The sequence below is a fragment of the Bacillus sp. AFS001701 genome, assembly GCF_002559405.1.
Lineage (GTDB): Bacteria > Bacillota > Bacilli > Bacillales > Bacillaceae_G > Gottfriedia.
The window spans coordinates 1-1,054 of the sequence record NZ_NTZO01000598.1; the positions used below are offsets into that span (position 1 = coordinate 1).

The following is a 1,054-nucleotide window of genomic DNA, read 5'->3' on the forward strand; positions in this document are numbered from 1 at the left end:
TTTTATTCTTTAAAGGAAAAACAAATTTAAGCTTATTAGATCCAATTGAATACGTTATTATTTTTTCTTTATTTGAGGTAGTAACTTCTGAACTAGGTGAACCAAAATAATTTTTTATATTATTAATCGTTAAAGATTTTAACTGAGGATCAAAAGAACGTAATTCAAATATTAAATGGCTTTTTTGATATCCAATTACTACGTTTCTCTTTGTGTAAGTGTTAAATGTTCCTTTGGCAGCTGCCACATATACACTACTGTCTTCTTTACCCCATTTTTTCTTTACCAGGTCAATATTCGAATTCATTACATTAAATTCTGCATTGATAATTTTTCCTTCATTCGCCTTCGTTGAAATATTTTTTAAAAGTAAGTACTGCTTGTTACTAGTTTCATTGTTATAAGTAACGGCTTTCTTTATTTGTTTATTTAAATTTGTAACATTGACAGGTTTAACTTTATTATTGTTAAGTTCGTATTTTTGTTTTAAAGCTAGAATTTTATAGACACTTTTATTGATTGTGTCTTCTGATATTTTGTGATTTTTAACGGCTGTATAAATGCTATTATAAATGGTTTTCACATTTTCATTTCCATGTCCGATCAAAATAATATTACTACCTGCATTAATAGAGGTTACTGCTGCGTTACTTAAGTTATAGTGTTTAGCTATAGCTCCCATTGACATATCATCAGTTATGACAACCCCATTATAACCATATTGTTTTCGTAACAGATCAGTTATCACCGCTTTTGACATAGATGCTGGATACTTTGAATCTACCTTTTTTACTACTATATGAGCTACCATCATCATATCCGCATGATTTTTAATTGCATTATTGAATGGAACTAGCTCAAACTTTTTTAAACTTGATAGATCTTTATTCACTATAGGAAGGTCTAAATGAGAATCTACTGACGTATCCCCATGCCCAGGGAAATGTTTAATAACAGGAATTGTGTTTCCTTTATGAATTCCATCCATCATTCCAATACCAATGTTTGAAACGATACTTGAATTTGTACCAAACGAACGATCTCCAATTACTGT

The 1,054-nt window shown here is 29.6% G+C and carries 1 protein-coding gene; it reads right to left on the reverse strand.

The features are described from left to right. On the reverse strand, window positions 1–1,054 hold a 1,054-nt coding region (locus CN514_RS23725; protein ID WP_141529507.1), incomplete at both ends, for a glycoside hydrolase family 3 N-terminal domain-containing protein.